This is a genomic window from Aristaeella hokkaidonensis (assembly GCF_018128945.1).
GTDB classification, from domain to species: domain Bacteria; phylum Bacillota; class Clostridia; order Christensenellales; family Aristaeellaceae; genus Aristaeella; species Aristaeella hokkaidonensis.
In genome coordinates, this window is record NZ_CP068393.1 from 678,989 (window position 1) to 704,819 (window position 25,831).

At 51.1% G+C, this 25,831-nt stretch carries 24 protein-coding genes and 1 riboswitch; of the genes, 14 read left to right on the forward strand and 10 right to left on the reverse strand.

The genetic code is table 11. From position 1 onward, the window contains the following. Position 1 precedes the first annotated feature (1 nt). On the reverse strand, positions 2–655 hold the full coding sequence (locus tag JYE49_RS03200) for a hypothetical protein (RefSeq protein ID WP_093956033.1): 654 nt from the start codon (positions 653–655) through the stop codon (positions 2–4). Between the two features lie 221 nt (positions 656–876). Between JYE49_RS03200 and JYE49_RS03205 the strand changes: the two genes are divergently transcribed. From JYE49_RS03205 to JYE49_RS03215, 3 genes are all read left to right on the forward strand, one after another. Then, positions 877–1,527 carry a cytidylate kinase-like family protein gene (locus tag JYE49_RS03205; protein ID WP_093956034.1) on the forward strand — a complete coding sequence of 217 codons (651 nt, stop codon included), beginning with the start codon at positions 877–879 and terminating at the stop codon, positions 1,525–1,527. Further along, complete coding sequence (locus JYE49_RS03210; protein ID WP_093956035.1) at positions 1,521–2,321, forward strand: hypothetical protein; 801 nt, start codon at positions 1,521–1,523, stop codon at positions 2,319–2,321. Before JYE49_RS03205 ends, JYE49_RS03210 begins: the two co-directional genes overlap by 7 nt. Positions 2,322–2,541: 220 nt before the next feature. Next, positions 2,542–3,741, forward strand: a complete 1,200-nt coding sequence (locus JYE49_RS03215) for an NADP-dependent isocitrate dehydrogenase (RefSeq protein WP_093956036.1) — start codon at positions 2,542–2,544, stop codon at positions 3,739–3,741. 415 nt (positions 3,742–4,156) lie between these two features. Here JYE49_RS03215 and JYE49_RS03220 read toward each other — a convergent pair whose 3' ends face one another. Continuing rightward, a complete protein-coding gene (locus JYE49_RS03220) occupies positions 4,157–6,370 on the reverse strand; it encodes an MMPL family transporter (protein ID WP_093956037.1) in 2,214 nt (737 codons plus the stop codon). A 197-nt stretch (positions 6,371–6,567) separates the two neighbouring features. Here JYE49_RS03220 and JYE49_RS03225 point away from each other — a divergent pair, with 197 nt between their 5' ends. Both JYE49_RS03225 and JYE49_RS03230 read left to right on the forward strand, forming a co-directional pair. Further along, complete coding sequence (locus JYE49_RS03225; RefSeq protein ID WP_143754433.1) at positions 6,568–7,107, forward strand: TetR/AcrR family transcriptional regulator; 540 nt, start codon at positions 6,568–6,570, stop codon at positions 7,105–7,107. A gap of 215 nt (positions 7,108–7,322) precedes the next feature. Then, positions 7,323–8,213: a helix-turn-helix domain-containing protein gene (locus JYE49_RS03230; protein WP_093956039.1), complete on the forward strand. Its 891-nt coding sequence runs from the start codon at positions 7,323–7,325 to the stop codon at positions 8,211–8,213. 110 nt (positions 8,214–8,323) lie between these two features. Here the strand turns inward: JYE49_RS03230 and JYE49_RS03235 are convergent, their stop codons facing one another. From JYE49_RS03235 to JYE49_RS03260, 6 genes are all read right to left on the reverse strand, one after another. Continuing rightward, positions 8,324–8,728 (reverse strand): hypothetical protein, encoded by a 405-nt coding sequence (locus JYE49_RS03235; protein WP_283399290.1) that lies wholly within the window; start codon positions 8,726–8,728, stop codon positions 8,324–8,326. 16 nt (positions 8,729–8,744) lie between these two features. Next, positions 8,745–9,206, reverse strand: a complete 462-nt coding sequence (locus JYE49_RS03240) for a hypothetical protein (protein WP_143754434.1) — start codon at positions 9,204–9,206, stop codon at positions 8,745–8,747. 99 nt (positions 9,207–9,305) lie between these two features. Then, the gene (locus tag JYE49_RS03245; RefSeq protein WP_093956041.1) at positions 9,306–10,259 is read right to left on the reverse strand and encodes an OmpA family protein; all 954 of its coding nucleotides are present in this window, start codon (positions 10,257–10,259) and stop codon (positions 9,306–9,308) included. Positions 10,260–10,261: 2 nt separating this feature from the next. Further along, on the reverse strand, positions 10,262–11,557 hold the full coding sequence (locus tag JYE49_RS03250; RefSeq protein WP_093956042.1) for an anti-phage protein ZorA-like protein: 1,296 nt from the start codon (positions 11,555–11,557) through the stop codon (positions 10,262–10,264). Positions 11,558–11,910: 353 nt separating this feature from the next. Further along, on the reverse strand, positions 11,911–12,627 hold the full coding sequence (locus JYE49_RS03255) for an NAD-dependent protein deacylase (protein WP_093956043.1): 717 nt from the start codon (positions 12,625–12,627) through the stop codon (positions 11,911–11,913). A 122-nt stretch (positions 12,628–12,749) separates the two neighbouring features. Continuing rightward, positions 12,750–13,487, reverse strand: a complete 738-nt coding sequence (locus JYE49_RS03260) for an HdeD family acid-resistance protein (protein ID WP_093956044.1) — start codon at positions 13,485–13,487, stop codon at positions 12,750–12,752. 417 nt (positions 13,488–13,904) lie between these two features. Between JYE49_RS03260 and JYE49_RS03265 the strand changes: the two genes are divergently transcribed. From JYE49_RS03265 to nth, 8 genes are all read left to right on the forward strand, one after another. Next, positions 13,905–15,554 carry a peptide ABC transporter substrate-binding protein gene (locus JYE49_RS03265; RefSeq protein ID WP_093956045.1) on the forward strand — a complete coding sequence of 550 codons (1,650 nt, stop codon included), beginning with the start codon at positions 13,905–13,907 and terminating at the stop codon, positions 15,552–15,554. Between the two features lie 108 nt (positions 15,555–15,662). After that, a complete protein-coding gene (locus tag JYE49_RS03270; RefSeq protein ID WP_093956046.1) occupies positions 15,663–16,610 on the forward strand; it encodes an ABC transporter permease in 948 nt (315 codons plus the stop codon). A gap of 5 nt (positions 16,611–16,615) precedes the next feature. Then, the gene (locus JYE49_RS03275; RefSeq protein ID WP_093956047.1) at positions 16,616–17,626 is read left to right on the forward strand and encodes an ABC transporter permease; all 1,011 of its coding nucleotides are present in this window, start codon (positions 16,616–16,618) and stop codon (positions 17,624–17,626) included. A gap of 13 nt (positions 17,627–17,639) precedes the next feature. Then, complete coding sequence (locus JYE49_RS03280) at positions 17,640–18,725, forward strand: ABC transporter ATP-binding protein (RefSeq protein ID WP_093956048.1); 1,086 nt, start codon at positions 17,640–17,642, stop codon at positions 18,723–18,725. Then, complete coding sequence (locus JYE49_RS03285) at positions 18,722–19,648, forward strand: ABC transporter ATP-binding protein (RefSeq protein WP_179217184.1); 927 nt, start codon at positions 18,722–18,724, stop codon at positions 19,646–19,648. Before JYE49_RS03280 ends, JYE49_RS03285 begins: the two co-directional genes overlap by 4 nt. A 146-nt stretch (positions 19,649–19,794) precedes the next feature. Next, positions 19,795–20,892 carry an aspartate-semialdehyde dehydrogenase gene (asd, locus tag JYE49_RS03290; protein WP_093956050.1) on the forward strand — a complete coding sequence of 366 codons (1,098 nt, stop codon included), beginning with the start codon at positions 19,795–19,797 and terminating at the stop codon, positions 20,890–20,892. A 248-nt stretch (positions 20,893–21,140) separates the two neighbouring features. Further along, positions 21,141–21,238, forward strand: a riboswitch (THF riboswitch). A gap of 67 nt (positions 21,239–21,305) precedes the next feature. Beyond that, the gene (locus tag JYE49_RS03295) at positions 21,306–21,839 is read left to right on the forward strand and encodes a folate family ECF transporter S component (protein ID WP_093956051.1); all 534 of its coding nucleotides are present in this window, start codon (positions 21,306–21,308) and stop codon (positions 21,837–21,839) included. 1 nt (position 21,840) lies between these two features. After that, positions 21,841–22,467, forward strand: coding sequence for an endonuclease III (gene nth / locus JYE49_RS03300; protein ID WP_093956052.1), 627 nt, complete (start codon positions 21,841–21,843; stop codon positions 22,465–22,467). A 259-nt stretch (positions 22,468–22,726) separates the two neighbouring features. Here the strand turns inward: nth and JYE49_RS03305 are convergent, their stop codons facing one another. Both JYE49_RS03305 and JYE49_RS03310 read right to left on the reverse strand, forming a co-directional pair. Beyond that, positions 22,727–24,292: a hypothetical protein gene (locus JYE49_RS03305; protein ID WP_143754436.1), complete on the reverse strand. Its 1,566-nt coding sequence runs from the start codon at positions 24,290–24,292 to the stop codon at positions 22,727–22,729. Between the two features lie 123 nt (positions 24,293–24,415). After that, entirely contained in the window at positions 24,416–24,628 is a 213-nt protein-coding gene (locus JYE49_RS03310) for a DUF951 domain-containing protein (RefSeq protein WP_093956054.1), read from the reverse strand. 206 nt (positions 24,629–24,834) lie between these two features. On the opposite strand from JYE49_RS03310, the gene murI reads away from it, so the two are divergent. Further along, positions 24,835–25,587 carry a glutamate racemase gene (gene murI, locus JYE49_RS03315; protein WP_093956055.1) on the forward strand — a complete coding sequence of 251 codons (753 nt, stop codon included), beginning with the start codon at positions 24,835–24,837 and terminating at the stop codon, positions 25,585–25,587. Positions 25,588–25,831: the final 244 nt, after the last annotated feature.

Below are 25,831 nucleotides of genomic sequence, written 5' to 3' on the forward strand. Positions count from 1 at the left end.
ATCAAGGTTGCGCAGCAGCGTCCTCTGTGGATACTGCTGTTATGCCATCCCTGCAGAGAATCCGGAGAAGCTTGAAGGCGTTCTCCTGATTACCACTTGTAACAATCACAGACAGATATCCATCCTGAGCATAGACATATTTGCTGAGACCGGGGAGCTTATCCAGCGGGATACCGTAGAGATGAGTTTCTCCGGTTTCTGATTCCCTGCGCCATCCGCTCTGCAGATTGATGCCTGCATCGTCGAACAAAGCCATCAGTTCCTTGTCGTTTTCCAGAGGAAGCAGGGAGCCGTTCAGGGCGTTGTTAAGAAAATCATCCCGGCTGAAGAGGTAGATATCACCTTCACCGGCAGCAATGTATGTGACCATCTGCATGGGACCATAGGTTTCATCCATGGTCAGCGCATATGCATTGATCTCTTCCATATCGGACATTTCGGTTTCACGAATATTATCCAGATACGGCTTCAGGTCTGTTTCATTCATATATCCGTAGACATAGAAACCGACGGTTTTGTCCCGCGGGGAGCGGTAGGCGGTTACGGTATAGAGCAGATCCACCAGACCGAAAGCAACCGCGATAATCAGGAGATATTTCCACCAGTTATAGGTGAGATGCTGGCGGAGAGTACGGGTATTTACCGGTGTTTTCATATAAACTCCGTTCTGATAATTCAGAATTCAGAATTAAGAATTCAGAATTAATACTTGATTGATAAGCATATTGAAGGATACCACGGAATGAGGGTAAAGACAAGTGAAGAGGCAGGGGAAAGCAGGAAAAGACGGGATGGGAAGAGAATATACATAATAGAAGACAGGTCTATATGTGTTCCGGCACGATGACAAAGACAGAAGAAAGGAAGGGAGCTTGTATGAAGTATCAGCCGATCATCACCGTAGGGAGACAGTACGGATCCGGCGGCCGCTATGTGGCCAAACTGCTGGCCGAAAAGCTGGACATCCCTTTCTATGACAAGGAGCTTCTGGCGGAAGCATCCCGGGACAGCGGAATCTGTCAGGAACTGCTGGAAAGCTATGACGAGAAGCAGGGAAAGAACCTGCTCTTCTCCCTGATCAGCGGTGCGCAGACCCGGGGTGAACCGGGAACCATGTATATGGATATGCCGCTGAATCACAAAATCTTCCTGGCTCAGTTTGATACGATCCGCAGGCTTGCGGATGAAGGCCCCTGCGTTATCGTGGGACGCTGTGCAGACTATGTGCTGCGGGATCATGAAAACGTACTGAATGTCTTTGTAAAGGCAAAGACAGAAGATCGGATTCAGCGGGTGATCAAATATAACGGCGCGGATCCTGTGAAGGCAGAGGAAATCCTGCGCAAGGCGGACAAACAGCGCGCCTCCTATTATAACTACTACGCCACGGGCACCTGGGGCGATGTGAACAACTATGACCTGTGTGTGGATACCGGAACACTGGGCATCGAAGGATGCGTTGACCTGATCTGCAAGTGTGTGGAAATCAAGAAAAAAATGATCGAGGAAAAAGAAAAAGAATGGTAAAACGGATTGTCCTGCTGCTCCTGGTACTGACGCTGATCATTCCGGCAGGAAGCAGCCTGGCAGAACTGAAACTGAGGGACACAACCCCGGCCCAGAAGATGCTGAAAACCTACATGGAGAATGTGAACAACTTCCTTCTGGAAAACGGGGAGATGCCAATCAACAAGATCTTTGACCAGACCAATTCGGTCGTGGAAATGGGAATTACCCTTTCGGAAGACGCGTATATGCCGGAAGGCGTGACAGTAACGGTTCATCTGTATTACGATCAGCTTTGGTATATGCTGGTGCGGGTAAACAATGAAAACCTGGCACGTTTTCCGCAGATCGCCGGAGCCTTTGTCCGGGCACTGAATCCGAAAACGATGAGCCAGGCAGAATCCATGAAGACGGCGACAGCACGGGTGCAGAAGGTTTATCAGGATAAGGATACTCCCTTTGAAGACTACCGGTACGATAAATATGAAGACCGGGAAACCAGCATCCTGAACGGCGAGCGGCCCCAGACGTACTATGCCTATTATCCCAAACAGTATAAAGAAGAACCACGGGTTGACTGGATCGAACTCATGGTGGTTTTCCCCATCACGCAGTTCTGGGACGCGGAGAATGGAGTCATTACAGACAGCGGTGCAGTCGATACCCAGAAATATCTCGACGAGAACGGACAGGCTATTCCTGACTCGAGCTTCGCAGACGATGAATCCGGCAACTATGCGCACATAGAGCTTTACGCCACGCCGACACCTGAACCGGACTCTGCAGCCGGAACAGACGGCTGGTACGGACAGTAACCAATCCTGTCTTTTCTGTGTTGTTTTTTACAACTTCGCTTGTTTCTCCCCGGAGGAAAGGATAAAATCCCCTTCGGGGAGATTTTTGTTGCCGTTTTTTCTAAACGGCAACAAATGAATAATGAATACTGAAAACTTAAAACTGAAAAATTTCCCCTAATCATCCTAAGATAAGCAGAAAACAGACAAATAATTTATACTGATAGAAGGAGACGAAATGATGAGCAAAATACAGATGAAAACACCGCTGGTGGAGATGGACGGAGACGAAATGACACGGATCCTCTGGGCGGGGATAAAGGAACAGCTGCTGGAGCCCTTTGTGGATCTGAAAACTGAGTATTATGACCTGGGACTGAAGCATCGGGATGAAACAAATGACCAGGTTACGATCGACAGCGCGAAAGCGACGCTGAAATACGGCGTTGCGGTGAAGTGCGCCACGATTACTCCCAACGCCCAGCGGGTGGAGGAGTATAACCTGAAGGAAATGTGGAAGAGCCCCAACGGCACGATCCGTGCCATCCTGGATGGCACTGTGTTCCGTGCCCCGATCCAGGTTAACGGCGTTCATCCCACGGTACGGACCTGGAAGAAGCCCATCACGATTGCCCGTCATGCGTACGGCGACGTGTACAAAAATACGGAAATGCGGGTGCCGGGCGCCGGTAAGGCAGAACTGGTGTTTACCGGAGAAGACGGAAAGGAAATCCGCCAGACTGTCTTTGAATTCAAAGGCCCCGGCGTACTGCAGGGACTGCATAACCTGGACGCGTCCATTACCTCTTTTGCCCACAGCTGCTTCCAATATGCCCTGAGCGTTAAGCAGGATCTGTGGTTCTCCACCAAAGACACAATCAGCAAGACCTATGACCACCGGTTCAAGGATATCTTTGCTGAACTGTATGAGAACCAGTATAAAGAAGCCTTTAAAAAGGCCGGGATTACCTATTTCTACACTCTGATCGATGACGCCGTGGCACGGGTGGTTCGCTCTGAGGGTGGCTTTATCTGGGCTTGCAAAAACTACGACGGCGACGTGATGAGCGATATGATTGCCACTGCCTTCGGTTCCCTGGCCATGATGACGTCCGTGCTTGTGAGCCCGAACGGACAGTTTGAGTATGAAGCTGCACATGGTACTGTTACCCGGCATTACTACCGCTACCTGAAGGGAGAAGAAACCAGCACTAACCCTGTGGCGACGATCTTTGCCTGGAGCGGAGCATTGCGCAAGCGCGGCGAGATGGACAACCTGCCGGATCTGCAGGCCTTTGCTGACAAACTGGAGAAGGCCACGCTGGATACCATCAACAGCGGTATTATGACCAAGGACCTGGCGCTGCTGTATGAAGGAGAGGCAAAGGCAGTCAACAGCAAAGAGTTCCTGGCTGCCATCCGGGAAAGACTGGAAGCATGATGACAGTTCAGAATTCAGAATTAATGGTTTGACTTGACGGGAAATCCAGGTGCGGATATAATAATGACAGACATCCTGGGGTTCGCGACAGCCTTTCGGTTTTCCCCACATTTCACAAAATGGAGCCCGGGTCCAAAGAACGATATGTCATGCCCCCGTCTTGTACGCCAGGGGACGGCAGAGTCGATCGGCAGGGCACCAGCCTGCTTTACAGAGCGGGTGAAAAAACGAGGGCATCGGCTCCCTGGGTCAATGTTGAAAAAAGAGTCCTTCCGCGAATGCGGAAGGGCTTTTTTCAACAAATGAAATATCTGGCTTTGCCAGATGTGAAATAAACCCGCCGATGGCGGGTTTGTGAAATATGTACCTGCGGCACATATGAAATATCCGGCTGAAGCCGGATGTGATAGTTTGTTTACCGCTTTTTGGAGATGATGAAGCTGTCAAGGGCAGAAAGGACACCGGGAAGGACGAAAAGGATCAGCAGGGTGGCGGAAATGGCGCCGCGGGAGATGGTCAGGCAGATTTCGCCGATGGCAGGATTCGCGAACACATATCCCAGGATGCCGGCGGCGACGATCATGATGGAAGCAGAAGTCAGGATCGTGTGCAGGGAACCGTTATAAGCACCGAGGATGGAAGCCTGACGATCTGACGTGAGCCGGTGTTCACGGTAATAGGAAGTATAGAGAATGGCATAATCCACGGTGGCGCCCATAAGGATGCACTGCACCATAAGAATAGCCAGGTAATACATGGCGCCGCCGCTGAGGCCGATGAAGGTCATGGTCAGATAGATGCCGCACTGGACGGTCAGAACCAGGATCAGGGGAACAACCAGGGAACGGAAGGTCAGGGCGACAACGATGAAGATTGCCAGGGCGGAAATCAGGGTAATACGGTTCATTTCCGCATCAAAGGTATGGGACATTTCCTGATTCATCACAGAAGTTCCGATCAGCCAGGTTTCACCTTCCAGCAGGTTATCACATCTTTCCGCAAGGGAATCAAGGAAGGCGCGGGTCTCGTCTGAATCCTCCGGATAGACTGTCGTCAGGATGACGCGGCCGTAATGTTCACCTTCCAGCTTTGCCACGCTTTCACGGATTGTTTCACCGGCGTCCGTAATCATCTGGCGGGTATCGTCTTTGATCATGGCTGCGAACCGGGAATCATCCAGGACATGATCCTGCAGCCAGGAGATCAGTTCTTCGGGCGTCATTGCCCAGGTATCATCATAGGCTGTCCGGGAGGCCATGAACAGGGACATGGCGGACTTGTCCTCCAGATCGGAGAACTTATCCATATATACAAGCTTGATCAGGGACGCATCAGGAGCGTTTTCTCCGCTGAAAAGCGCGGTGATTTCATCCGCCCGGTATGCTTTTCCCAGGGTATTGCAGTACGCGGCGATATTTGTCACATGCTCATCCTGCTCCAGGGGAGCCAGTACATCCGCAATCCTGCCTTTGTCTTTTGATTCATAGAGCAGCACAATGGAATGCTGTTCGGCAAACTCTGCTTCCACAGCGTTGTTCATCTGCAGCATATACAGGATCCGGGTGTTGTTTTTCAGGATAAAGGCTCCGGCAAACAGAACCAGGAATACAAGGAGCAGAATAATCCTGCGGCGGAATTCAAAGCGTGAGCATCCGGCAGCCGGAATATGCAGGGCTTTTTTACGGGTTTTTACGATCCATTTGTCACTGATAAGAATCAGGAAGGGAAGGACAGTAAAGATGCAGATCAGGCTGACGATGACGCTCTTGGCCAGCGCAAAGCCCATATCCGCACCAAGCTTAAAGCTCATGAAACCCAGACAGAGCAGACCGGCAAAGGTGGTCAGGGAACTGCCGGCGACAGCCGGGAAGGCGGCAGTAATAGCCGCCTTCATGGCAGAAGGATTATCAGCACATTTCTCTTTTTCCTGGGTATAACGGTTCAGCAGGATGATGGAGTAATCCATGGAAAGAACCAGCTGCAGGATGCCGACGATGGAGTTTGTGTATTCGGAAATACCCGGAAGAAGCACATTGGTTCCCAGATTGATGGCAACCGCGATACCGATGTTCACCATAAAGACAACCGGTTCAAACCAGGAATTGCACATAAGCAGCAGAAGTACAAGCACCAGGCTGACTGCAATGACCATGACATACAGCGGCAGCATGGGAACGTTGGCTTCATGAATGGTTCCGCCTGTGGCAACCGCACGGCTGTCATAAAGATCATGCACGGCCCTGAAGAGAGCGGCTGCTTCCTTTGAATGGCTGTCATATTCCGTTGTGATTTCATACAGCGTATATCCGTTATGGTTATACCTGTTCCCGGGCTCCCAGGTTACCTGGGCATCAGCAGCCAGGGCAGAAAGATCATGCAGGATCTCTTCTTTTTCCGAAGCTGAAAGATCCGGAATCATCACCCTCAGCTGTGACGAAGCTGAGGGGCCGAATTCCTGCTCCATCAGCTGCATACCCTGCTTCATCCGGGATTCCGCTGAAAGGTATTTTGTCAGATCATAATTGATCCGGACCTGTCCCATGAGCGGCAGGGACACTGCCGCCAGAACCAGAAAGAGGCAAAGAAGAATTTTTCGCTTCTCCACCAGAAAAGACGCCACTTTTTTCATATCAATACAGCCTCCCGTTTCTATCCTTGACTGCGGGAGTTCATAATCTTAACCCGCTTGACAGAGCTTATTGCTCCAAATAAAATTATAAACAACAGGTGTTGACAAAACAACCGACAGTTCATGTTCGCTTGGACCAATTGTCAACATATGGAAGAAAAGTGTTGACTTATTTCCTGAAAAAAGGAGTAGAACTGATGGAGAAGAAAGAAGACCGCCGGGTGACAATGACCAGGCGGATGCTGAAAGAGGCGCTGACGGAGTTGCTGCGCGAGACAGATATCTATCATGTTTCCATCCGGGAGCTTTGCCAGCGGGCAGATATTAACCGCACTACCTTTTATAAATACTACGGAAGCCAGTTTGATCTCCTGACCGACATGGAGAATGACCTGCTGGTATTCCTTTCAAATACCATCCGGGAATATGCGGATGATCCGGTAAAGATCATTGAAACGGCCTGCGAGTATATGGAAAACCACCTGGAATTCGGACGGCTGATTATCAATAACAATGTGGACCCGCTGTTTCCCCAGAAACTTTTTTCCCTTCCGGAATTAAGAGAGACCGTGCTGACACGGTGCAGCGGACAGGAAGACGGACCGATGCAGGAATACCTGTTTCACTTTATCACCTACGGTGCATACCGAATCATCTCCATGTGGGTAAACAAAGAACAACGGGAACCTCCGGCGGAGATTGCACATTTGCTGATGAGACTAATACAGCTGGAATAAAACTTACGTTTATTCGTAAGTTTTATCAATGAAATAAATCAGCTTCGCTGATTTATGAAATATTGCGGCTGAAGCCGCAATGTGAAATATGTGCCTGCGGCACATGTGAAATATCCGGCTAAAGCCGGATGTGATGAAGACCTGAATAAGTCCACAAGAAAGGTCAAAACAGGAGTGAATGGAAATGATATTCTTTTCATGCAGGAGGCGAAGGCATGAAAGAATGGACTGAATCGGTTCAGCGGATGATCGACTGGATCGAGACGCATCCGGATCAGAACAAGGTACTGGAGAACCTGTCTGACGAGATTGGCTATTCTCCCTGGTACTGTTCCGTTCTGTTCCATGACGCGACAGGGATGACCCTGAAATCATACATGTCCGGCAGGCGCCTGGCCCGGGCTGCGGAAGAGATCAGGGATACAGGGGACAGGATCCTGGACATTGCCGTGAAATACGGGTATTCCTCACAGGAAGTATTGTCCAGGCAGTTCCGGGAGCAGTTCGGATGTACACCGGCTGCGTACCGGCGGAAGCCGGTCCCTATTCCGCTGCAGACCCATAAACACGTTCTGCTTCCTGACTATGATGAAAAGAGGATAAGGACTATGGAAGAATCGAGACTTGCTGTCCGGGTGGAGCACATTCCCGCACATAAATACCTGGGAATATGGGAAGAAAAGGCGGATAACTACTGCGACTTCTGGAAATACCATGACTGTGATACGGTGACCGGATTTGTGACCAGCATGGAAAAGATGGCCCATCCCATCGTTACCGCACATACAGCCGGATGGAAATGGATTGACGGAAAACGCATCTATTTCTATGGTACCGGTGTGCCGGAAGACTATGACGGACCAATTCCGGAAGGATTTGAGCTCCGGGAAATTCCCGCAAGCGACTACCTGGTGTTTTCCTATCCTGTGTTTGATTATATGACGGAAAACGTAGAAGTAATGGGTGCGGTGGAAAAACTGGCCTGGAACTTTGATCCATCAGACAAGGGTTATGTTTGGAACGAAGAAGCATGTCCTGACTACCAGCGGCATTATCCGGAAGGCTTGGGATATCAGGTGTTAAGGCCGGTAACCAGGCAGTCATGATAATGACTGCTTAGTCACCGGCAATGAAAAAAGAACAATGAAAAATGGTGGAAAAAACCTCTTCCTGGCGGAAGAGGTTTTCTTCGATTTGTATTCTTGCTCCATGTTTTTCATGCCTGACGCTTGCGAATCAGACGGATGATTCCTATGACTGCGGCACGGATCAGTGCGAAAATGGCAAACATGAAAATGAAGCCGCCTATTCCTGATACAATGTCCGCAAATTCCATATCTCCGGTACCGGTCAGACGCTGTCCGATTTCAATAGAGAACGTTATCACAAGGATCAGCGTGAATACATAAATCCAGGAGATGACCATAACATGGTTAGTTTTTGATAAATGCCGGAATAACGGATGAATGATAAATATCAGCAGTATGCCCAGGATGCCAATCACCAGAAAATGCATTTGTTTGTCTGAAAGTGTTCCTTCAAACTGATTGTTCATCTGACTTATTTTGTCATGAACCGTTGCAATCCAGTTGACAGCCTGATACAGCAGTTCTTTCAGCATAATAAATCCTTTCTTTTTATCTGCCCAGGGTCAGCTTCTCAGTAAAGGGCAGACCCCAGAAATACCAGGTGACGGTGGCCTCGCGGACGGAATGCATACTCCGGTCAGTGAGAATGGTGGCAGACAAATCTGTCTGGCGTCCGGAGGGGAGATCATGTGGGGTCTCTTCTCCAATCTGGAGCACGTCACCCTGCATAGGAGTGATGCGGATCTCAATCACTTCAGCCTGCAGGAAAGAGTGGTTGTTCACATGGATCGTATAGGTCAGGAACTGATATTGATCCGCTTCTCCAAGCTCTTCATTTGTGAAGCGTGTACCAACAAAGGTATCGTTTTTCAGCTTGTTTTTTACATTATAGAAGACTTCCGACTGGGTGATGCCATCATTGGCAACACATGAATCAAAACGGATGTCTATCCGGGCATTCAGATACAGCCAGCCTACACCGATGACAACGGCGAGAACCAAGACAATCAAGAAAATAGCGAAGGCTTTCACTTGAATCCTCCTGTTTAGAAATAAGGACAGTGAATTCAGAATTAAGAATTCAGAATTATAACTCAATTAATGCAAGCATTAATTACCGGAGAGGATACGATTCATTTCGTCGATCATTTCGGAATCCTTCAGGCTGAATTTGAATTCAACACGACGGGAAGCTTCCGCATCCTCAACACCGTCTACATAGATCAGGTCAGCATAACTGCGGCCCTTTGCTGTCAGGATTTTCTGCAGCTGGTGTTTCTGTTCGGGCGTCAGGGAAGGCATCTTCAGGCAGTACAGGGCTACCTGAAGTGCTCGGTTCTGACTCAACTTCAGGTTGGATTCATAGGACCCCTTGGAGTCGGTATGACCTTCAATGATGATTTCACCAAGATAATCAGAGTAAGTATCCCGCAGAAGAACATCCAGGTAAACAGGAATGAAGCGATCCAGCAGATCTTTACCTTCCTGACGGATTTCAGCGCTGCCGGTTTCAAAGAAGACTGCGCTGTCCAGCATGATATCACCGGTGTTCGGATCCACGGCAGCCTTGAGGTTGGCGGCGGCCAGGGAACTGGACAGATCCTGAATCATGGTGGTACGGATACCGATGAGGTTATCAATGCGCAGCGCCTGTGCATTCAGCAGGTCTTTCTGCTCCTGCAACTGTATGGTAGCCGCTTCCAGATCCGCTTCCTTGGAGGAAAGTACGATCTGCAGGTCGGACAGGGTCTTTTCCTGATCGTCCAGTTTTACTTTCAGGGCGTCCAGATCCCCCTGGATAATGACCAGGCGGGCTTCCTTGGAATCCAGCTCATCCCGGGCCAGCTGCAGGTCAATAGCCTGCTGGTCCAGCACAATCTGCTGATCATTCAGTTCCTTTGTCTTGGTCTCCAGCATGGTGAAATACTGATAGAGACTGTAGGTCAGAACCAGCACAAAGATAAGCAGCAGGGCTGCCATCATATCGGAATAGCTGATCCAGCTGGCGCCGGTCCCGGAGGAACCCCGGCCGGCCCGTCGGTTATGGATGCGTTGACGTGCCATGGTCAGGCCTCCTTGGACAGCTTGTTCAAGGTTTCGGAAACGGTTTTTACATTGTCATTGAGGGAAGAAAGAATATTCTGGATCTCTCCGAGCGTCTTTTCCGGAGCTTCACCGCTGCTTTCCATTTCAGGAAGGGTCCTGACTTTATCCGTAAGACCGGAGATCAGCGAAGCCATGTCCTTGCTTTCCTTCCGCATGCTATTGAGCAGGTCGGCGGTACGGCGTTCAAAGTTTTCATCCCGTTCACGGACGGTATTGAGCTGGCTCATATAGGTATCAAACTTATCCAGCGCACGGGAGGTAATCTCCTGAAGAGACTGTGCGTTCCGGATGATGCCTTCCGCTGCTGAGAGGTTTTCTCCGGTGGCCTGAGCAGCACGGCGCTGATTCTGTTCCAGCGTATTCATGGACTGGGAAAGGGAAGTGAACTGGCCGCCCATGCTGCGATCCATTTCTGTGAGGAAACGGCTGACAATCTGGTTGACGCCGTCAATCTGGTTCCGGGTGGCGCCGACAATGAAGCGATCCATGGACTCGGAAACAGGAGTCATCACACGGGAGATGGAACGGCTGACGTTTTCCGCCAGACGATCCACCAGGGTATCATTGATGCCTTGCAGCATGAAATTGCGGTCCTGATTCTGGCAAATCAGCTGTACGTCATTATCCAGAGGACGGGACATGGCCAGCTGTGTAAAGGATGTAACAAAATCGTCAATAGCACGGTAGCTGGAACCCTGGGAAATACGGTTGAGCATGTTGAAGACCAGACTGCAGCTAATACCGGCAACAGAAGTACCAAAGGCAAAACGCATACCGCTCAGCAGATCAGGGATGCCCTGGATGAGCTGGGCTGAATCCGCGAAGTTCAGCGAAGACAGACCACGGGAAAGACCCATGAAGGTACCGAGAATACCGAGGGAGGTGAGCAGATTCGGAATCAGCTCCGCCAGACCGGCATTACCGGGACCATGGGTAACAGTATCATCATTGATATAATCTTCTACATTGGTGGGAAGACCGCGGCGGTCCAGCTGTTCCGCATTCTGCAGGAAACGGAGCCAGCTGCCCTTCAGACGCCGGCCGACGAACCGGGCCTCCTGCCAGACGGGCTTGTCCAGCTGTTTGCCGGCATTCTGCTGCAGGCGGGAAATGGCCAGGCGCAGAGAAGCGGTGGTCCGCCACAGAGGAATCAGACACTTAAACAGACCTATCAGCGTAACAACTGCGATAGCCCCGTAGACTACATAATCAGCAAGATTCGGAAGAATCGCCGTGACTTTGGATAAATCAGGCAAAACGTTCGCCTCCTTTGAAACAACATCAGTTGATTATATCATAAATGACACAAAAATGAAACGATTAATTAACATATGGACAATCCTGTCAGTCTGTCGTCCTGCTGTGTCAAAAAGGGATTAAACCCGGATCCTGATACGTCAACCATTATGAGCATCATCCGTGCTCCAGAATTATAACGCATGAAACCGTACAACTATTCCTGAAGCAATGAACAGAATATTGTATTTGCTGTTTTGAATCAATGTGTCAATCAGGGGAAAGTCTTTATCAAGAAGATTACGAAATAAATGGATAATACAGCAGCCGCTTCCGACAGGAAGCGGCTGTTGTTTGTATCGGATGGGATTGATCAGGTGAGGGAAGAAAGAACCTCACCGACTTTATCATGGATCACAAGGTCACATTCGTAGTCCATGGGGGTGGCGTCCCGGTTGATGAGTACCATATGCTTGCCGCGGAAATAGCGGATCAGTCCGGCGGCGGGATAGACGGTCAGGCTGGTACCGGCAACGATGAGGAGATCTGCCTTGGAAATGGCGTGAACCGCACCGGAGACCACGTCGTTATCCAGACCTTCCTCATAGAGAACCACATCCGGTTTGATCCGGCCGCCGCAGGGGCAGACGGGAATCTCATCCTTGCTGTCCCGGATATATTCCGGCGGGAAGAACTTGCCGCACTTCATGCAGTAGTTCCGGTGGACGCTGCCATGGAGTTCATAGACCTTTTTGCTGCCGGCTGCCTGATGCAGGCCGTCAATGTTCTGGGTGACGACAGCTAGGAGCTTGCCTTCCTTTTCCCACTCGGCGAGCTTCAGGTGCGCCTTGTTGGGCTTGGCGTCAAGTGGCAGCATCTTATCCCGGTAGAAACGGAAGAAAGCTTCCGGCTTCTTCATAAAGAAGGTGTGAGAAAGAATGGTTTCCGGCGGGTAATCATACTTCTGATTATAGAGTCCGTCCACGCTGCGGAAATCCGGGATGCCGCTTTCCGTGGAAACGCCGGCACCGCCGAAGAAGACGATAGCATGGGCATCGGAGACCATCTGTTGAAGGGCGTCATATGGCATAAGGCAGCCTCCTTCCTTGGGATTAATGAATACTGAAAACCGAAAACTTAAAACTTAAAAATGATAATTAGTGAAGAGTGAAGAGTGAAGCGTGTACAGTTGCCGATGCGCTGCCGATGCAATTAATCGCTGGCTTCAGGCTCGGCAGGCGCGGGATCGGCAGGCGCATCGGCAGCAGGAGCAGCCGACGCGTCAGAGGGAGCATCGGCAGGCTCTTCCTTGGCAGCGGCATCGGCGACAGGCTCATCGGGGGAGAAGGTCTGGGAGACGGTAGCCAGGGGCTGGGAGCTCTTCTTCAGGGCGTGACGCAGGAGGAAGAAGACCGTGATATCCAGAACAGCCTCCAGCACCAGCAGGATGCCGATGACCAGGTTGCGGTTTTCGCCGAGGAAAGCGGGATTCAGCAGGGCAATAATGCCGACAATCAGGGAGAAGGCGGCGAAGATGAGCATGATCCACCATTTCTTCACCTGGACGGATTTCTCATCAAAGGCGTACTGGATCTTCAGGAAACCGCCGAAGAGGAGAGCAAGGCCCCAGATGAAGGGGAGAATGTCCTCCAGATAATTGGGATTGAAAGCCAGCAGGGTGCCGGCAACCAGCAGAATGAGGCCTGTGGCGAGACGGGATTCGGTAATGCGCCGGACGGGATCAGAACGGAGATAAACAATCCCTGACCAGATGCCGCAAAGAATCATGACCCCGGCCAGAACATATGCCGTGATCCGCAGGGCGAGATTGCCGAAAAAGATCAGCAGCAAACCGCAGACCAGGCAGAAAAGGATCGGCAGGATCATGGAACGGGCAGTCAATGTATCGGGATCTTTTTTACTACGGCTGAAAAGCTTAAGATTCTTCATCACAGATATTCCTCCGCTTTTGTATTCATTTCATATCATAAACTATTTCCACAAATGGCATGGGAAATCCTGCCGCAGGGAAGCCCAGAGAAGGCGCCTGACGATTTGTACGGCCGCCCGAATGCATTTGTTACAAAGGGATACGGATGCAGCCGGGAATGCATAATTGTGCAAATTATAACAGGATTAAATATGGTGAACTTTCCGAAAAAATGGAAATAGATGCCAGGAAATTATGACACAGGATGAGAAAACGGGCAAAGATAAAGGTTTTTATAAAGGAAAGACAAACGTTTCAGCTGGACAAAAAATGTGAAACGATATTGTTTACAAATTGTTTTTTAGTTTACTTTAACAAAGCAGAGGGTTAAAATACAAAACAGGTTAACCATAATCTAATCAGGAGAGTGAACTATCATGAAGAAACTGACGGCAATCCTGTTCTCCATCATGATGCTCCTGGCCTGCGTTGTTACGGCTTCTGCCGACGATGCCAGCTATCTGGGCGTTATGCTGGGTACGAACGTCATGTCCCTGGATACCAACCTGGCGACTGACGGTGACTCCTTTGAAGTGATCGCTGACTGTATCGATGGTCTGATGCAGATGGACAAGGACGGCGCGGCCGTACCTGCCCTCGCTGAAAGCTACGACGTAAGCGATGACGGACTGACCTACACCTTCCACCTGCGGGATGCCAAGTGGAACAACGGCACGCCTGTGACGGCAAACGACTTCGTTTTTGCCTGGAGGCGAATTGCGAAGGAAGCAGGCGAGTATGCCTACATGCTGGATGAAATCGGCAATATCAAGGGTGCCGCGGAAATCATCAGCGGAAGCGAAGCCGACCTGACCACCCTGGCTGTCAGCGCTCCGGACGACAAGACCTTCGTCGTGGAACTGAATGTTCCTGTTTCCTTCTTTCCGAGCCTGATGTATTTCCCCACCTTCTATCCGATTAACGAAGAGTTCTACAACAGCCTGGCGGACGGCACCTACGGCACCAGCCCTGAGACCTTCCTCAGCAACGGCGCTTTCGTGCTGGAAAGCTACACCCCCGGCACCGCGAACCTGAGCGTGAAGAAGAATCCCGATTACTGGGACGCTGACCGCGTAAAGCTGGCCGGCATCAACTACCAGGTGGTCGGCTCCTCCGACAACGCCCTGACCGCTTTCCGTAACAAGACGCTGGACGTCGTTATGGTTTCCGGCAACCAGGTTGACGCTGCCAAGAAGGACGCCACCCTGGCTGAGAACCTGAAGGTGACCGGTGCCGGCTACATGTGGTACCTGTCCTTCAGCCAGACCGAAAAGAACGCTGAAGGCGGCATGCTGGCGAACGCCAACCTGCGCCTGGCTATCAGCAACGCTATCGACCGTGAGAACCTGGTTGACAACTACGTGATGGATGGTTCCCTGGCCACCTATACCGCAGTGCCCCCGCAGTTCGCGGCCAGCAGCACCACCGGCGAAGACTTCTCCGCCAACCAGGACGCCTTCATCGACTATGTGGGCTACAACCCCGAGAAGGCTGCTGAATACCTTGAAGCGGCCAAGGCTGAACTGGGCAAGGACAGCTTCAGCTTCACCATGATCTACGGCAACAACGAAGGCGACGAAGTGCAGAAGGTTGCCCAGGCCATCAAGGAAGACGTTGAAGACGCACTGCCCGGCGTGGAAATCAACCTGCAGAGCATGACCAAGGCTGAGCGCCTGGACAAGATGCAGAACGATAACTACGACATCGCCCTGACCCGCTGGGGTCCGGACTACGCCGATCCCATGACCTACCTGGGTATGTGGGTGACCAACAACTCCAACAACTATGGCTTCTGGTCCAACGCTGAATTCGATCAGCTGATCGCGGACTGCACCACCGGCGCCTACATCTCTGACTATGACGCACGCTGGGAAGCCATGTTCAAGGCTGAGCGGATCGTGATGCAGGAGGCTGTGATTGCTCCGCTGTACACCAAGGCCAACGCTAACCTGATCACTGCCGGCGTCGAAGGAATCGACTTCCATCCCGTCGCGCTGAACCGTGTTTATAAGGATACGACGAAGTAAAAGCATCCGGACGGAGCGGTCAGCACGCTGACCGCTCCGTTTTCCTATGCTATGACGCGGCAATACAATAGCCGTAATTATTCTGTTGTTTATCAATGTGAGGAAAGTATGATCAAGTATACGCTCAAGCGGATCGGTATGGCCCTGCTGACGCTGCTTATAATCACTTTTCTGCTGTTCGTGCTGGTACGCATTATGCCGGGAAATCCTTTCCCCTCTGAGCGCATGAGCGCGGAACAGATCCAGAACAAGCGGGCTGAGATGGGACTGGATGATCCGATTCTGACCCAGTTTATCCGGTATATGGGAAATGTGATGCACGGAGATTTCGGAAAGGGAACCTCCCTGTATTACGGTGCCCCGATCAGCACGGTGCTGAGCACGGCTATCTCCAATTCCTTCCGCATCGGCGGCATAGCGATACTGCTGGGTTCGCTGGTGGGACTGCTGCTGGGAATTACGGCTGCACTGAACCGGGGAAAATTCCTGGACGGATTCTGTACCGTATTCTCAATCCTGGGCGTATGCGTGCCGAGCTACGTATTCCTGATTTTCCTTCAGTATACGTTCTCCTTTAAAATCCCGTTCTTTCCTTATTTCTTTGACGCGAACCGATTCCTGTTTTCCTCTGTGATCCCTTCGGTCTCGCTTTCGCTGTTTACGATGTCCACGATTGCCCGTTTCACCCGGAACGAAATGGTGGACGTGTTTGACAGCGACTATGTGCGGCTGGCCGAATCGAAGGGTATGTACGGCCGGAACCTTGTGATGAAACATGTGCTCCGCAATGCCCTGATCCCGATTGTGACGGTGCTGGCTCCGCTGATCGTGGACCTGCTGACAGGCGCACTGGTAGTGGAGAAGATCTACGGCATCAACGGTATCGGCAAACTCATGGTGGACGCGATTGCCGGAGAAGGTATTGACTACAACTATGTGCTGGCGCTGGGCATCCTGTACTCCGCCCTGTATATCGGCATCATGCTGGTGGTTGACCTGCTTTACGGCGTACTGGATCCCCGGATCCGTGTGTCCGCCAAGGGAAAGGAGGCGTGAGCAGGATGGAGAAAACCTATACTCCCGTCAAAGAGGATTTTACCCTGCTTGACCGGCAGGATCTGTATACGGATAAAAACTTCGCCTCCCAGAGTTACTGGAAAGGCGTCGCGATTCATTTCTTCAAAAACCGCCGGGCGGTGATCGGACTGGTGATCGTACTGCTGATCATCCTGTTTGCTGCCATCGGACCGTCGCTGAATGAATTCGGCTACCGGGACATCGTGCAATACCGGAATGAGAACAACAAGCGAGTTGTGGCCAAGGGTATTTCCCCGCAGATTCCGGCACTGCATAAACTGTTCACGGGAGAAGAACCGGAAGGAAACTTCGGCAGCTACACATTCCTGTTCGGCACAGATGACCTGGGACGCGACCTGTGGACCCGCACCTGGTACGGTGCCCGGGTTTCCCTGCTGATTGCCTTCGTGACCATTATCATTGATATGATCATCGGCATGAGTTACGGCCTGATATCAGGCTATTTCGGGGGTATGACAGACAACATCATGCAACGGGTAGTCGAGGTGGCCAACAGCGTTCCGCGGCTGGTGATTGTTTCCGTGCTGGCAATCTTTATGCCAAAGGGCATCTGGCTGGTGATTATCGCCCTGCTGCTGACCGAGTGGATCGGTATGAGCAAGATTGCCCGGGCGGAGATGCTGAAGACCAAGGAACAGGAATATGTCCTGGCCAGCCGGACGCTGGGTGCCCGGAACGGACACATCATCTTCCGGGAAATCCTGCCCAACACCATCGGGCCGATCATTACCCAGGTGATGTTCTCCATCCCGACGGCTATCTTTACCGAAGCGTTCCTGAGCTTTGTCGGCGTCGGCATTGCACTGCCCATGTGCTCTGTCGGTACCCTGATTGAAGACGGCTTCAACAACATCACAACGCTGCCTTATCAGATCCTGCCGCCGATTATCGTGCTGGCCCTTCTGATGCTTGGATTCAACTTCATCGGCGACGGACTGCGCGAAGCGCTGGCTCCGAAGCTGGAAGATATGTGAGGAGGGGAGACAGATGAGCGAGACACCGAAGAAAATCCTCGATATCAAAAATCTGGATATCTCCTTCAAAACAAACGCCGGTATTGTGCATGCCATCCGGGGCGTCAGCCTGGACCTGTGCAAGGGTGAAACCGTAGCTGTTGTGGGTGAATCCGGTTCGGGCAAATCGGTGACCATGAAGGCTGCCATGGGCCTGCTGGACAGCAACGCCATCATCAACAGCGGAGAAATCCTGTATACCTATACGGACAAGGACGGCAACGAGGTCACCACAGACCTGCTGAAACTGAGCCGGAAGGAACTGCGCCGGGACATCAACGGACAGCGGATCGCCATGGTATTCCAGGATCCCATGACCAGCCTGGATCCTACCATGACCATCGGCAAACAGATCATGGAAGGCATGTTCCTGCACAAGCATATGGAAAAAGAAGCCGCCCGGAAGCGGGCGATTGAGCTGCTGGACCTGGTCGGTATTCCGGAAGCGGAAAAGCGGTTCAAAAACTATCCGCATCAGCTGTCCGGCGGTATGCGGCAGCGGGTGGTTATCGCCATCGCCCTGAGCGCGGATCCGGACATCCTGATCTGTGACGAACCTACCACGGCACTGGACGTGACCATCCAGGCGCGCATCCTGGAACTGATCATGGATATCCAGAAGAAAATGAAGCTTTCCGTCATCTATATTACCCATGACCTGGGAGTCGTGGCCAAGGTGGCGGATTATGTGAACGTGATGTACGCCGGAAAGATCGTGGAAGTGGGCAACGTCAACGAGATCTTCTATGAGCCGAAGCATCCCTATACCTGGGGCCTGCTTTCCTCCATGCCGGACCTGGATACGGACGATGAACGCCTGTATTCCATCCCCGGAAGCCCGCCCAACCTGTTGCATGAGCCGAAGGGAGACGCTTTCGCAGCCCGGAACCAGTTTGCCATGGCAATCGACGAGAAGGAAGAGCCGCCGATGTTCCAGGTGTCACGTACGCATTTTGCAGCGACATGGCTGCTGCATCCCGACGCCCCGAAGGTTGAGATGCCCACGGAGCTGAAGACCCGGATTGAACGGGCGCAGAAGGAGGTGGCAAAATATCTATGAGTGAACCGCTTCTGAGAGTGGAGAACCTGAAGCAGCACTTCAGGATTTCCCGCAGCTATACCGTTAAGGCTGTAAACGGCGTATCCTTTGAGATTTATCCCGGAGAGACCTACGGACTTGTGGGAGAATCCGGATCCGGAAAGACCACCATCGGCCGCAGCATTATCCGCCTGTACAATCCTACTGATGGAAAGATTATCTTCGACGGTATGGATATTACCGGCAAGCTGGAAGGCAAAACCAGGGAAACCCTGCGGGAGAACATGCAGATGATCTTCCAGGACCCCATGGCCTCCCTGAATCCCAGGAAAAAGGTTTCTGATATCATCGGCGAAGGCCTGGATATCCATCACCGGTACAAATCCCGGGAAGACAGGGCGGAACAGATCAGCGCCATGCTGCGGAAGGTGGGCCTGTCTCCGGAACACGCATCCCGCTATCCGCATCAGTTTTCCGGCGGACAGAGGCAGCGCGTCGGCATTGCCAGGGCCCTGATCATGAACCCCAAACTGATTATCGCTGACGAATGTATTTCCGCACTGGACGTGTCCATCCAGGCCCAGGTGGTGAACCTGATGAAGGATATCCAGGAGGAGACCTCCTGTGCCTATCTGTTCATCGCCCATGACCTGAGCATGGTGAAGTATATCTCCGACCGGATCGGCGTACTGCACCTGGGATATCTTGTGGAGGCGGGAACCAAGGAGGAGATCTTCTCCAACCCGGTTCATCCGTATACCAAATCCCTGCTGTCCGCCATTCCGCATCCGAATCCGGAAGTGGAGAAACGACGGAAATCCATCGCCTATGACTATGCTTCCTCGGGCATTGATTATGCCAAAGGAACAGAGCATTCTGTAGGCGGAACGCATACCGTCCTGGCCACAGACGAGGAGTTTGACAAGTGGGTGAATGAGCGGTAAGAACAGGGGAAAGAAGGCACCTGCCCGCGCCTTGTTTTTCGCTTGTACCCACAGTCTGAAACGGTTGACACACAGAGACGCCCGTGATAAGATTCACAGTAATCACGGGCCGAGCCCGGTTTTTTACTACTATGGAGGGTACCGTAATGAATCAGTATCGCGTTGGAATCATCGGAGCCACCGGTATGGTGGGACAGCGTTTTATCACCCTGCTGAAGGATCATCCCTGGTTTAAAGTGACCTGCCTGGCGGCTTCCGCCCGCAGTGCCGGTAAAACCTATAAAGAAGCAATGGGTGACCGCTGGGCCTTCGACTGGCCGATCCCGGACTATGCCGCGGATATGGTGATTGTTGACGCGTCCGATATCGACGCAGTGGGCGAGAAGGTTGACTTCTGCTTCTGTGCCGTGGATATGAAGAAGGACGAGATCCGTGCGCTGGAAGAAAACTATGCGAAGCACGAGATCCCGATCATCAGCAACAACAGCGCCTGCCGCGGTGTTGAAGACGTGCCCATGGTGGTGCCGGAAATCAATGCCGATCACCTGGCTGTGATTGAAACACAGCGGAAGCGCCTGGGCAGCAAGTACGGCTTCATCGCTGTGAAGCCCAACTGCTCCATCCAGAGCTATGTGCCTGCCCTGACCCCCCTGCTGGAGTTTGAGCCCACCCAAGTGAGCGTATGCACCTACCAGGCCATCAGCGGCGCCAGCAAGACCTTCAAGACCTGGCCGGAAATGGTGGATAACGTCATCCCCTATATCGGCGGAGAAGACGAGAAGAGCGAGCTGGAACCCCTGAAGCTGTGGGGCCATCTGGAAGACAAGGGCAACGGTCCGGTGATCGTGAATGCGGCTGAGCCCGTGATCGGCGCACAGTGCCTGCGGGTTGCCTGCAGCGACGGCCATATGGCAGCTGTGTCCGTGAACTTCCGCAAGAAGGTGACCAAGGAGCAGATTCTGGAGAAGTGGGCCAACTTCGAGACCGAAGCCCAGCGCCTGGAGCTGCCGAGTGCCCCCAAGCCCTTCCTGCAGTACTTCGAGGATCCGTCCCGTCCCCAGACCCGTCTGGACCGGGATTTCCAGAACGGCTTTGGCGTGAGCATCGGCCGCCTGCGTGAAGACAAGATCTTTGACTGGAAGTTTGTGTGCCTGAGCCACAACACCATCCGCGGTGCCGCCGGCGGCGGAATGCTGACAGCAGAACTGCTGTGCCGGAAAGGCTATATAGTTGCCAAGAAGTAATCACACAGTTAATGAAATATCTTAAAACGGAAATATGTTTTCCGTTTTAAGATGTGAAATGTTGCTTCGCAACGTGAAATATGTCCCGCGGGAAACCGCGGGACATATGAAATATTCGTCTTCGACGAATGTGACAGTTACCGTTACTGATAAAGTAAGCCGGAAAGCTTGCGTTGAAGCAATGGTTAGTGTAAAATCTGTGTGTTCAGATGCCGGAAACGGCAGATGAATATAGAGCGATTCGTAAAGGCAGAGTAGCGTTTTCCGCGTAAAGTGTTCATGGACGGGGAGTTGCCATGAAACGAAACGGAGATACCGTGCGGTGGAGAATGCGCATCCCGCTGCTTTTTACAGCAAAAGCCTCTGCGAATCACAAGAACTTTCTTCTGTGAATCGAAAGGAGGCTTTTTTCTATGCAAAAGAATATGACAAAGCGGGTATGCGTGATTGCGGTGCTGATTGCGATGCAGATTGTGATCGGGCGACTGGCATCCATCAATGTAGGCAGTTATCTGAAGATTGGCTTTGGGTTTATACCGATTGCCGTATGCGGCATCCTTACCGGCCCGGTATGGACACTGCTGATGGCATCTGTATGCGATGTTCTAGGTGCACTGTTGTTTCCGTCCGGAGCGTTTTATTGGGGATTTACGCTGGTTGCAGCTATCGCAGGACTGATTTACGGTCTGTTCCTGTACAATCATAAGCCCAATATTATCCGTTGCCTGATCTGCACATTTATTATTGCTGTAATCTGCAACATTACGCTTAACACAGTTTTCCTGATCCAGATCGGCGCTATGGTTGCACCGGGCAATGAAGGATTTTGGCCTATCATGTGGACAAGAACCCTGAAGAATATGGTTCAGTTCCCCGTGAATGGTCTGATCCTGTTTGGTGTATGGAAGGCGCTGATGCGGATTCCTGCCAATCTGAGGTCGATCTGAAATGAAGAAAGAACAGAAGTTTGCCATCCTCGACAAGCTGGAGGAAATGTATCCGGAAGCCAAGGCGGAACTGGTGTTTTCCAATCCGTATGAGATGCTTGTGGCAACTATGCTGTCTGCTCAGTGCACCGATAAGCAGGTAAACAAGGTGACTCCCGCCGTGTTTGAACGCTGGCCAGACGCGAATGCCATGGCGGAAGCTAAGGTGGAAGAACTGTTTCCCATGGTGAAAAGCTGCGGCTTTAAGAGCAAGGCAAGAAATATCATCGCTGCCTGCAGGATCATTAAAGAGCAGCATGGCGGACAGGTTCCGGATACAATGGAGGCACTGACAGCTTTGCCGGGAGTAGGCCGGAAGACAGCCAACGTGGTGATGTTCAATGCTTTCGGAATTCCCGCATTTGCTGTGGACACCCATGTGTTCCGGGTAAGCAACCGCCTGGGACTGTGCAAGGCAGATACCGTGGAAGAAACGGAAAGACAGATGACAAGGCTGATTCCCAAAGAAAACTGGGGACGCGCGCATCACTGGCTGATCTGGCATGGACGGAAGCTTTGCAAAGCGCAGCGACCGCTGTGTGAAGAGTGCGAGCTAAAAGAGATGTGCAAATATCGTTCTGAGCAATAACTCAGAACGGTATTTGTATAATGAAAACTTTGCGATCGCCGTATTCCATTTCTGTATCGTCACAGACTCGCAGAAATGGACGGCTGTAGCATGGGAGCCATATATCGCACTAAAGTGCGAATGGCTCCTCAATAACTGAAAACTTAAGACTTAAAAATATTATAGTTTTCATACCAAGTGATAATAGTAAAGTATATGTAAAATATGAAAACCGGCAGCCGGGGAATCCGGATGCCGGTTGATTGGTTTTTGGAAAGGGTTATTCGTAGGAGACATAGTCGAAACCGGGGAAGGTGACGATGTCTTCTTCAGACTGAACCGGATAACCTCCGGTGAAGACGCCGTAAACTTTTACCTTGGTGCCGGCTTCCAGACCGGGATCCGTATCAGCAATGTAGTAAACAAAGTTGGAATAGGTTCCCTTGTTCTTTTTCAGGGCGGCCTGGATGACCCACTGATCTGTATTATTCGTCACATTCACAATATGAACCGAATAGACCATGGTTTTGCCAATATAGCTGTCCATGTTGTTCATCAGGGCTTTGTAGGCGGGATGAATGGCCTTTGTGTTGGCGCGAGCCTGATTATCAGCGGCGGTCAGTGTACGGGTACTCGTGAAAGATTTGCGGACGTTATTGAGTCCCTTCTTCTGGAAGGAAAGGACGAAATCATAACTGCCTTCAACAGCAGTGGACACCTTAAACTTAAAGACTCCGGTACCGTTGGTTTTGACCTGTTTGTTCAGAATCGCAGATCCATTGCACTGAACGATGCACTGAACGGTAACCCCTTTATCGGTAGTGCCGGAAATGGTCATCTCATCAGAGGTGAGTTCGGCAGGGAACTGGGTATCCAGTGTGACAGGCAGGAGTGATGCGTAATATTCAGTCTGCTTGACATTATCATAGGGATAGGTCTTGCCGTCGGCTTCCAGACCGATGGTGAAATTCCATACGCCTTCTTCAGGAAGGGTAACATTGACTTTGAAGTTTCCCTTGGAAGTCACTTCCGCATTGAACCTGTGGGCTTCTGTTTTTGCAATGCGCATGCCCACGACGGTGACAACACCGCCGGGGGTGGAGGTTCCCTCCACAGTGAAGGTATTGGAGTTGGTCTGATCCGGCGGATAAACTGAGATGTTAATCATGCCGGCTTTGAGAGCGGAAATTTCTTCGAGGGACTGAGCAGTTCCGTCTTCTCCGTTATCAGCCTGCTGGGCAGCTTCCTGGGCTACCTGCATGGGATCCTTCACTTCAAAGGAAACGGTATTGGCAATTTTGTTCAGTGCGTCTTCATCCGTGCGGCGGGGAAGACGATCAAAAGCCTGATAATCCAGCATGATGGTGTAACCGTTACGGACAGTTTTACGGACAAAACCGCGCCAGGTCTTTTCACCAACGGTGCGCTTATATTCGAATTTGAGGAAGTTTCCGCCGTATTTCTGTTTCTTCCACTCGGGCTGCAGGATAGTGAAACCGTCCTGAGCGAATCGGCCTGATCCTTTGTGAAGCTTCAGATACTCATTGCGTTCCTTACGGGTTTTCTGTTCCAGGTCAAAATACATGGCGGATTCTTCATCCTGGATGACGGTGACTTCCAGACAGGAATCCATCTTTTTGGTCCAGGCCTGGAACTGTACTCCACGAGCCTCCCAGTCAGCCAGCAGATCTTCCTGGGACATACCGAGGCTGCTTACCAGATCCGGATGATCGGAAAGATTGGAAGGAGTCAGGAGTATATACTTTTCCTCATCGATGGACATCTTACCGGCACAGGGTTCCAGCGCGATTTCAGTATCAGCCAGAGCATATGTGCAGCAGGCCAAAAGGAAAAGAACCAGAACGAGCAATAACGATTTCCGCACGGGATCACCGTCTTTCTCTGAGATTAATCAGTCTAATACAGAAACTGACAAAATATCAACATTTATTATAGCATAGGGGAGAGTTTATTGGCAAGATTCTGACTGCTTTGTACCGCGTGACAGCACGGATTTGCGGCGACGCAGAAAGCTTTCCCGATCCAGCATAACAATCCGGCCGCAGCCGCTGCAACGTATTTTGATATCGGCACCAGTGCGGATGACTGTCCATTCATTCGATCCGCAGGGGTGCGGTTTACGGGTGGTGATGACGTCGCCGACTAAAATCTCTTCTATCATAAATAACTCCATTTAATTCACAATTCATAATTCATAATTCATAATTATATATACTTATACATGAACGGATTAAGAAAGTATATAAATAGAAATCAAATCCTTCGTCATGATATCGCATGAAGGGGGAAAATTCAACCGAGGTTTACAGAAGACGGAGAATTTGATAAAATATCGCGAAGAAAACGGGAGCAAAAGAGGAATTGATCATGAATCAAAAGCGCGATCCGATTGGAGTTCTGGACAGCGGGGTGGGAGGAATCAGCACCCTGCGTGAAATGGTCCGCGAACTTCCGGATGAGCGCTTTATCTATTATGGAGACATGGCAAATGCTCCTTACGGAACCAAAAGCACAGAAGAGGTTATTGGCTGCGTGAGGAAAGTGGTTGACAAACTGACAGAGCAGCATATCAAGGCACTGGTTATAGCATGCAATACCGCAACAGGAGCCGCGGCAGCTGTTCTGCGGGAAGAACTGAGCATTCCTGTGGTTGGAATGGAACCTGCCCTGAAGCCTGCTGCCAGAATGAGAAAGAACGGCAGTGTGCTGGTACTGGCTACGCCGCTGACACTGCATCAGGAGAAGTTTGAAAACCTGATGAAGCAGTATGGAGAAGGCGCAGTAAAGGTGCCTTGCCCCGGATTAATGGAACTGGTGGAGGCGGATGACAGGGAAGGAGCCCTGCAATACCTGAAAGAACTGTTTTCCCGGTATCCGGCAGAAAAGGTGGATGCGGTTGTCCTCGGATGTACCCATTATGTGTTCCTGAAGGATATGATTCGGGAACTGCTTCCGGAACGGATAGCCATTACCGACGGCAATGCGGGTACAGCCCGACAGCTTAGAAGAGTGCTGGACCGGGAAAACCTGCTGAACGATGAAGGCCCCGGAAGCGTGGAGCTGCAGACAAGCGGAGAAAAAGAAGCGATAGAGATCATGGAAAAGCTGCTGAATGAATGATTCAGCAGCTTTTTCCATTTAATGAATACTTAAAACTGAAAACTTAAAAATGGTGGATAAAACTCTTCCAAAAAAACTGGAAGAGTTTTTACATATTTAAGAATTGTCTTTTGCTTCGCAAAAGAATGATATGTTGCTGCGCAACATGATATATTCGCTTAATGCGAATATGATAGGTTCGACTGCGTCGAACATGATATTTTTGACTTCGTCAAAAGTGATTATAGTGTTTTGGATTATTGTT

Excerpts from the sequence above, each read along its gene's own strand:
- JYE49_RS03200 (WP_093956033.1), bottom strand. The coding sequence starts at position 655 with ATGAAAACACCGGTAAATACCCGTACTCTCCGCCAGCATCTCACCTAT.
- JYE49_RS03205 (WP_093956034.1), top strand. The coding sequence starts at position 877 with ATGAAGTATCAGCCGATCATCACCGTAGGGAGACAGTACGGATCCGGC.
- JYE49_RS03210 (WP_093956035.1), top strand. The coding sequence starts at position 1,521 with ATGGTAAAACGGATTGTCCTGCTGCTCCTGGTACTGACGCTGATCATT.
- JYE49_RS03215 (WP_093956036.1), top strand. The coding sequence starts at position 2,542 with ATGAGCAAAATACAGATGAAAACACCGCTGGTGGAGATGGACGGAGAC.
- JYE49_RS03220 (WP_093956037.1), bottom strand. The coding sequence starts at position 6,370 with ATGAAAAAAGTGGCGTCTTTTCTGGTGGAGAAGCGAAAAATTCTTCTT.
- JYE49_RS03225 (WP_143754433.1), top strand. The coding sequence starts at position 6,568 with ATGGAGAAGAAAGAAGACCGCCGGGTGACAATGACCAGGCGGATGCTG.
- JYE49_RS03230 (WP_093956039.1), top strand. The coding sequence starts at position 7,323 with ATGAAAGAATGGACTGAATCGGTTCAGCGGATGATCGACTGGATCGAG.
- JYE49_RS03235 (WP_283399290.1), bottom strand. The coding sequence starts at position 8,728 with ATGCTGAAAGAACTGCTGTATCAGGCTGTCAACTGGATTGCAACGGTT.
- JYE49_RS03245 (WP_093956041.1), bottom strand. The coding sequence starts at position 10,259 with ATGGCACGTCAACGCATCCATAACCGACGGGCCGGCCGGGGTTCCTCC.
- JYE49_RS03255 (WP_093956043.1), bottom strand. The coding sequence starts at position 12,627 with ATGCCATATGACGCCCTTCAACAGATGGTCTCCGATGCCCATGCTATC.
- JYE49_RS03260 (WP_093956044.1), bottom strand. The coding sequence starts at position 13,487 with ATGAAGAATCTTAAGCTTTTCAGCCGTAGTAAAAAAGATCCCGATACA.
- JYE49_RS03265 (WP_093956045.1), top strand. The coding sequence starts at position 13,905 with ATGAAGAAACTGACGGCAATCCTGTTCTCCATCATGATGCTCCTGGCC.
- JYE49_RS03270 (WP_093956046.1), top strand. The coding sequence starts at position 15,663 with ATGATCAAGTATACGCTCAAGCGGATCGGTATGGCCCTGCTGACGCTG.
- JYE49_RS03275 (WP_093956047.1), top strand. The coding sequence starts at position 16,616 with ATGGAGAAAACCTATACTCCCGTCAAAGAGGATTTTACCCTGCTTGAC.
- JYE49_RS03280 (WP_093956048.1), top strand. The coding sequence starts at position 17,640 with ATGAGCGAGACACCGAAGAAAATCCTCGATATCAAAAATCTGGATATC.
- JYE49_RS03285 (WP_179217184.1), top strand. The coding sequence starts at position 18,722 with ATGAGTGAACCGCTTCTGAGAGTGGAGAACCTGAAGCAGCACTTCAGG.
- asd (WP_093956050.1), top strand. The coding sequence starts at position 19,795 with ATGAATCAGTATCGCGTTGGAATCATCGGAGCCACCGGTATGGTGGGA.
- JYE49_RS03295 (WP_093956051.1), top strand. The coding sequence starts at position 21,306 with ATGCAAAAGAATATGACAAAGCGGGTATGCGTGATTGCGGTGCTGATT.
- nth (WP_093956052.1), top strand. The coding sequence starts at position 21,841 with ATGAAGAAAGAACAGAAGTTTGCCATCCTCGACAAGCTGGAGGAAATG.
- JYE49_RS03310 (WP_093956054.1), bottom strand. The coding sequence starts at position 24,628 with ATGATAGAAGAGATTTTAGTCGGCGACGTCATCACCACCCGTAAACCG.
- murI (WP_093956055.1), top strand. The coding sequence starts at position 24,835 with ATGAATCAAAAGCGCGATCCGATTGGAGTTCTGGACAGCGGGGTGGGA.